Origin of the sequence: Ferroacidibacillus organovorans (assembly GCF_001516615.1) — a bacterium.
GTDB lineage: Bacteria > Bacillota > Bacilli > Alicyclobacillales > SLC66 > Ferroacidibacillus > Ferroacidibacillus ferrooxidans_B.
Genome location: NZ_LPVJ01000019.1, coordinates 161,528 through 167,527, shown reverse-complemented (window position 1 = coordinate 167,527; position 6,000 = coordinate 161,528). Strand labels below are relative to the sequence as shown.

Genomic DNA, 6,000 nt, shown 5'->3' with positions numbered 1-6,000 from the left:
GCGCCACCCACACGACTGAAAGACGAGAGTTCTTTGAATCCAGGTTTACATAAACGAGCCATGGTTCACACCCACATTGCTAAGAGATAGGCTGTTAGATGCCTTCTCGTCGATTTTTGGGGTGTACAAGAAATGTCAATAGTTTTATTGTGATTTCATAAACTTTACACAAAAACAGAAATCCAAATTTATACAGCAACTGCATAACTCATGGTTTGAACCTACCAATACCCAATTATTGGGGACAACTGCATAACTCATGGATTCTGCACTTCCCCATACTTTTCCTTCCAAACGTCGGTGTTCAAGTCATTTGCCAAACGCTTTACACACTGGTCAACCAGTCCTTTCGGTGCTTTGGCAGACGGAGAAACACCCTGCCGATACAGCGGATCCAAATACCACTCTGGATGCCTCCATCCTGACATGAAGAATCTATCTCTCATGTTCGGCGGCAACAGAAACGTTTCAAAATGTGTAAAACGATGGACCGCCAGCGTGCTGATCACGCCATCAAAGGAATTGTCCTAGAGTGGGAGTTTTTCTGCACCAGGGCAATCGAGAATCCATTTTGCCGCTTTATCCTTCTCCCCCAATCAAACATGCGCTTGTACACATCATAGGTACGCCCAATGAAGATAAAATCGAAAAAATTCAAATGACCTCTGCTCATCTACCTCATCTCCTCTTGTCTGTGGGGATCGTTCAAAGTAACACATTGGTCCGACTCATATGGATAATTTGTGGCAATTGGTCTCCATGTCAGACTGATTCCCACGTATAGCAGGTACAAGAACGCTATCGCCCAGAACATTCCGGCTGGTCCGAGCCACGTCATCATCAAACCACAGACCATCGGCCCTACCATTAGACCCAGCCCAAGATTGGTTACTGCAAACTGGTTGACGATAGGCAGATTGTCTGGCCCAACAAGATCACCGAGGAAGCCAAGACTCAAACTGAACAATGTGTCAACGAATGCTCCGACGAGGAAGCATAAAGCGACAAACGTCACGTTTGACTCGGACACAAGCGGCAGCAAGCTGAACAGAACTACCCCTGCCGTTGAGCACCCTATCAGAACTATCCGCCGACCCAAACGATCGCCCAAATAACCCAGTGGTAGCTGAAATATAAGGCTACCGAACACAAACAAAGCTAACGAAAGTGACACAACGCCAAGCGACAGATGAACCTGTTCGGCATACAAAGGAAGGTCCCCGTTTAACGCCGACTCCATAAACCCGAATACCAATGGGAGCGCTAGTGCTGGCAGGGCGGCTCGATAAATCCGAGCGACTCTGATTGGGCGTACAGACCTCGCTGACTTGCTGTTCCCCAGAACGCAGGGTAAACGCACGACTAAAGCCAAGGAGATGGCAAAAGTAGAGGCCGACAAGATGAATGGGAGCCACACCGCCAGTTTCCCAGTCGCCAGAAACATCGGACCAACCGCAAATCCGATGCCGGTGGCTAAGCCATATAGGGCCATCTGCTTGCCACGATTTTCCGGCGTGGTGAGGTATCCAATCCAAGACTGCGTACCATAGTGGATCACCCCTAGAGACAAGCCAAACACGAAACGAAACAGCAACCACCACTGCACGTTGTCTCTCACCACGAACGCGCAGATGGACAATGCTCCTGTCGCAAGCGCCCATACCAACAATCTACGAAGTCCAATCCGACGAGAGAGCTGTCCCACGAAAACCATGGCGACAAGCAATCCGGCATAAGTATCACTGGTACTCAGACTGTTCATCAGTGGAGAAATGTGCCCCGTTTCCACAGATGCCATCCACGGAATCATCAGACCTTGACTGAACGTCACCGCCATGGCGGCAAAAATCAATGCGACGAACGTACGGGCATGTTTTTGTGGGATAACGCCGGTTCCAAAACGCATCATCTGTTCGCCGCCTCCCATCAACCCCGAACCTCATCGGAGTCTAATCGATAATTCAATCCCATTGCCTCACGGACTTCCCTCATCGTTTCCTTTGCAATTTCCCTCGCACGTTTTGTACCGGCAATCAGGAGTTCATCAGCCATGCGTGGATTAGCTTCATAGGCCACCCGGCGCTCACGCATGGGTTCCAGTAATTCATTGATTCTGCCGGCAATCCGCCGCTTGCATTCGACGCAACCCATTGTCCCTGACCTGCATCCAGTAGCGACCTCATCGGATTTGCCCGCTGCGAACGCTTGATGATATGTGAAAACAGGACACACTTCTGGATGTCCGGGATCCGACTTGCGAATTCGTGCAGGATCAGTAACTGCGACTTGAATCTTTTCCCGCACTTCTTGGGCCGAGGCATCCAGCGTGATCGCATTACCCATACTCTTACTCATCTTGCTTTTTCCGTCCAAGCCGACGAGTCTTGGCACCTCTCCGACGACGGCCTTCGGCTCAATCAGAACTGGGGCATACAGCTCATTGAAGCGGCGAACGATTTTTCGGGTTTGTTCAATGTGCGGAACTTGATCTTCTCCTACCGGCACCAAAGTCGCCTTGCAAAACGTTATGTCGGCCGCCTGACTGACTGGGTAACCCAAGAATCCATAGAACAATTGATCGTATCCTCGTTCGGCTGCCTCAGACTTCACCGTCGGGTTATGGCGCAGTGAATTGACCGTGACAAACATGGAATAAAACATTGTGAGTTCGGCGATTTCAGGCACGAGAGATTGAACGAAAATCGTAGCCTTTTCTGGGTCAATGCCTACCGCCAAATAGTCCATCGCAATCTGACGTAGATGTTGTCCCATTTCCTTTGGGGATTCAAAATGTGTAGTTAATGCTTGAACATCCGCAAGCAGGATAAAGGTGTCATACTTCTGTTGCATGTCAATGCGATTTTTCAGGCTGCCGACATAATGACCGAGGTGCAACTTCCCAGTGGTGCGATCTCCGGTCAATACCCGTTCTTCGTGATTGTTCTGCATTCATATCACTCCTGTTTTGTGAGTTGAATTTTGTCTTGAACCACCACCAACCATCGCTCACACCACCACCTCCTCGTTTCACGAGCCAAAAATGAATACAAAAAGGCCCCACATCCGCCAAGGGACGTGAGACCGTGGTGCCACCCTAATTCGCCGGGGTATGCCCGACGCACTTTACAGTACGGAGACCAACGAAACAAAAATGATCTCGATACCTGCCTCTTGGTAACGGAGAGGCACGCCCGGCAAGGCATACTGCCACAATGTGGGTTCAGCCAGCGACTCAGAAGTCCATTCGACATCCTATGCGTATCGGCTCACACCATTCGCCGACTCTCTGGAACGCACGTGGTATGCGTACTCGTCTTCGTCAAAGTCAATCCGTTGGAATTTGTTTCATGATACACAGGGACGATCAATTTCGTCAACGTCAAGATTTCTTACAGTTCAATTCTGAATCCGTTGGAAAGTCTTTCTACGATACGCTTCTTCCACAAACACCTTCAGTCCATCACAATTTTCCTGAATGAATGTTGTCCACAGCGTTCTCCCCATTTCGGTCAACTGTTCAGGTGTTTAACTCCCAGCGACAAATTCTCCCCAATTCTCGTCACGGGTTAGTTTCTCCCATCCTACGATGTCCGCAAATTTGTTGTTTTCGACGGGTACTAGTGAACCCGCAGACTCGTGAATATGAACTTGTATGCAAGATGCGTTATCGCAGAAGAGCCTGCGGCTGTGGATCTGCAACACGACGAGTTTATTACCTAAGTCGATTTTAGTAGGTTATGGGGTTAAACTAAATTTGATAATTCCACAGGGTTAATTTAGCGTGATCGCTGGGACAAGAAAACGGGTACCTGCACAATATGTTTTGCAACGGTCACTCAGATGACTACCTTGTCCACATAGTGCTGCCTTATTCAAATCACAATCGGTGGTACTTGCGTGTTATTTGCAAAAAACCGTACGCGAGGAACACGTCGAGGACCGCCATCACCCACACGATCGGCCAAATTGATAAGTCCTTCTCCGCGTAGTGTGCGTTGAAAACTTCGCCAATCAAACCCAGGATTTCGATGAGCAAAACGCCCCCAATCGTCCAACGAATTCTCTGATAATGATTCTTAAGGGACTGTGCGTCAGTGTAGATGTCCATCTGATCGGAATCAGACCACGGGCGGCGAAAGTAGTGCCACTGTGTGCATTGTCCGAGGTACTCCCACCCAGCATCACGATAGAACGCCAGGTACTCCTCCCGCTTAGCTTGTCGCCACTTGATGTCTGGTTGGTAATCCATTCGATACGCGTAACGCTGGCTCGCGTCCATCACGAACGTCGCCGTGAACATGCCGGGCTTCTCCAATTGGATTCCGCGCTCGGACAATGTGTCCAATTTTTTCTCTTCTTTATCGTAATTCCATACCCACCAGAGATTCGACCTACGCATCGTTTGTCGTTCCTTCGATCCGCTCATAGTTCTTCCCCCTTCATTTTGTTTATTACCCGGTGCCCGTTTTCCACGAGCCGCTCGAGACGGTGCAATTCTTGCCTGAGAATCGTCAACCCATCCGGTGTTATGGCGTACACTTTACGCCGAGACTCCACTTTTTGCGGTCCATCGGAGAGTTCAATTAGTCCCTTTTTCAGCAACGTGCTCAGCGCAGTGTACAATGTCCCCGCTCCTAAGTTCACGCACTTGTCACTGATCTGTTGCGTTTTTTGCATAATAGCGTATCCGTGGGCTGATCCCGCATACAGCGACAGCAGGATATAGTAGAAGGCTTCTGTTAATGGCAGAATGTTAGCCGTTTTGAGTGCCAAGTGAGTTCACCTCTTTTGATGTCCATCGCTACGAATGCCGATATATCGATAATCGATATATATGATATTGATATCATATCGACTGTTATATCGAATGTCAATATAGATAGGGAAATTGTTGTCAAATCAATGAGGTTTTCGAACTTACTTTGGCCTGTCTTCGAAGGAGGATTCGCTTGAATTTATACGACATATACAGTGACGGGATATCTGGGTGCTGTCGTTTGTGGAGCGACTTCACGTATTCCGGGCAGAGAAACATCGCAACTCAATGAATTATTGTCACACCTTGCCTTTGAACTCGGAGGGAACCCTGGGGTTGCCATGGCTAGACAGATGGGAATTCAGGTGTGTCGCGATATGACCAGCCTCAATGTCGCGTCGCATGGTCATGTCGGCTAACCAGTATAAATCGCCTGAAACTCCTCTTTCAATGAGAGGATTTTATTAATAGATTTGTTGGTTCCTTTTGGAAACAGCACGCCTAATCCACTAGAATGTTGAAATTCAAGTGATGGGTGGTGCTTCTTAAGTTCCTCCCACAGTTGATAAACACCGAATCCATGCTCTTTGACGGCGATGTCATGGAACAGGACAACACCATGCTCCGCAAGTTTGGGTAACCAAGACTGAAAATCGTAAGTAACAGCCTCCAGAGTATGGAATCCATCTATGTGCAACAGATGAACTGATCCATCTTCAATTAAGTCTAATGCGTGATCAAACGTATTGCGAATCAAGATTGCGATATCCGGATACAGTCGGTTTGCAACTTCGACTACCCCATTATAAATCTCTTCGCCGTACTCCCCACTGTGTGCATCACCTCGCCATGTATCGACAGCAAAACAAGTCGCCTGTGTTCCTGCATTTGACACCGCTTGGCAAAAACAAAAAAATGAAGCACCCCAATGTGTACCAAGCTCGACGATCGTCTGTGGTTTTAAAAACCTGACTAAATCATATGCAAATGGTCGATGGCCAATCCACGCCGAGGTGGCTTTGATGGATGGATTACAAGCATCATAGTGAAACTTCGTGTGGTAGTACTTCCATCTCAAGTTCTTCACCTCATCAAGAGATTGATACAAAACCATGTTATTTCACTTAAAGTATGTGACGGTATGCGTTTTGGTATAGACAGATATTTAGTGAAACAGAACGAATCCGCGGATAGTAATCGTCCAATCCAAATTTGACAATGCCACATTTCATATCCACTTTCAT

At 48.0% G+C, this 6,000-nt stretch carries 6 protein-coding genes and 1 other annotated feature; all 6 genes read right to left on the bottom strand.

Annotation, left to right across the window (positions count from 1 at the left end; translation table 11 throughout):
* Window positions 1–257: 257 nt before the first annotated feature.
* The 6 genes from ATW55_RS16285 to ATW55_RS06695 all read right to left on the bottom strand — a co-directional run bounded on the left by ATW55_RS16285 (window position 258) and on the right by ATW55_RS06695 (window position 5,834).
* Window positions 258–428 carry a hypothetical protein gene (locus ATW55_RS16285; RefSeq protein WP_160327181.1) on the bottom strand — a complete coding sequence of 57 codons (171 nt, stop codon included), beginning with the start codon at window positions 426–428 and terminating at the stop codon, window positions 258–260.
* Between the two features lie 245 nt (window positions 429–673).
* Window positions 674–1,909: an MFS transporter gene (locus ATW55_RS06720; RefSeq protein ID WP_160327180.1), complete on the bottom strand. Its 1,236-nt coding sequence runs from the start codon at window positions 1,907–1,909 to the stop codon at window positions 674–676.
* A gap of 17 nt (window positions 1,910–1,926) precedes the next feature.
* A complete protein-coding gene (gene trpS / locus ATW55_RS06715; protein WP_067714486.1) occupies window positions 1,927–2,949 on the bottom strand; it encodes a tryptophan--tRNA ligase in 1,023 nt (340 codons plus the stop codon).
* A gap of 117 nt (window positions 2,950–3,066) precedes the next feature.
* Window positions 3,067–3,332 (bottom strand) — a binding site (T-box leader).
* 545 nt (window positions 3,333–3,877) lie between these two features.
* Window positions 3,878–4,426 (bottom strand): DUF2812 domain-containing protein, encoded by a 549-nt coding sequence (locus ATW55_RS06710; protein ID WP_067714483.1) that lies wholly within the window; start codon window positions 4,424–4,426, stop codon window positions 3,878–3,880.
* Complete coding sequence (locus ATW55_RS06705) at window positions 4,423–4,773, bottom strand: PadR family transcriptional regulator (protein WP_235587030.1); 351 nt, start codon at window positions 4,771–4,773, stop codon at window positions 4,423–4,425. Before ATW55_RS06705 ends, ATW55_RS06710 begins: the two co-directional genes overlap by 4 nt.
* 398 nt (window positions 4,774–5,171) lie before the next feature.
* Window positions 5,172–5,834: a class I SAM-dependent methyltransferase gene (locus ATW55_RS06695; RefSeq protein ID WP_067714547.1), complete on the bottom strand. Its 663-nt coding sequence runs from the start codon at window positions 5,832–5,834 to the stop codon at window positions 5,172–5,174.
* Window positions 5,835–6,000: the final 166 nt, after the last annotated feature.

Bases quoted from the DNA above. Each gene is read 5' to 3' on its own strand.
- ATW55_RS06710 (WP_067714483.1), bottom strand. From the start codon at position 4,426: ATGAGCGGATCGAAGGAACGACAAACGATGCGTAGGTCGAATCTCTGG.
- ATW55_RS16285 (WP_160327181.1), bottom strand. From the start codon at position 428: ATGTCAGGATGGAGGCATCCAGAGTGGTATTTGGATCCGCTGTATCGG.
- trpS (WP_067714486.1), bottom strand. From the start codon at position 2,949: ATGCAGAACAATCACGAAGAACGGGTATTGACCGGAGATCGCACCACT.
- ATW55_RS06720 (WP_160327180.1), bottom strand. From the start codon at position 1,909: ATGATGCGTTTTGGAACCGGCGTTATCCCACAAAAACATGCCCGTACG.